The following is a 638-nucleotide window of genomic DNA, read 5'->3' as shown; positions in this document are numbered from 1 at the left end:
GAATCTTTGCTCGGTGTACCAACTAACGCAGGTACTCTGCCAAGTTTCCAAGTGCATGTACTTCCTGTAGGGGACGATATTGATACGGATCCGACTGATTCGGTAGTCGGTTTAGAAGGCGAAAATATTGATATTGAAATCAACACGACTATTCTGGATAACGCATTTTCTGCATCGGGGAGTGGGACTTATACTGAAAACTCGCCAGAAACCATCCGTGTTGTGGTCAGCAATGTTCCACAAGACGCGTCAATTTTGCATCCGGATGGAACAACACTAGGTATTTACGATTCAGCCTCTGATACATGGACGTTAGACGTAGATGCAACAGCACTCGATAAGATCGTGTTTAACTCCGGTGAGCACAATTCAGACACAGGTAATACGCTTGGTATTGATACACCGTTGTCTATTTCTGTTCGCTCAGTAGATACAGATGCGGATAACACTGAGTATTTAGGGGCGGAAACCATTTTCAGTGTCGACTTGGTGGTTGATCCGATCAATGACCAACCAACCTTTGTCAATATTGAAAACTTAGAGACGCCGGAAGACACCTCTATTGCATTGAGTGATATGTCTGGCTTTAAGATAGAGGACCCAGACGCCGTTTATGATGATCCGAACGCGATTTACAC

General features: G+C 44.5%; 1 pseudogene. It reads left to right on the top strand.

The features are described from left to right. Nucleotides 1-638 (top strand): annotated as a pseudogene (locus AB4486_RS24710) (hypothetical protein); the annotation flags it as partial.

Source organism: Vibrio sp. 10N.222.55.C6 (assembly GCF_041473395.1).
In the GTDB taxonomy this organism is placed as follows: Bacteria; Pseudomonadota; Gammaproteobacteria; order Enterobacterales; family Vibrionaceae; genus Vibrio; species Vibrio crassostreae_C.
Note: the sequence above shows the minus strand (reverse complement) of the source record. Positions and strands in the feature narration are given on the sequence as shown.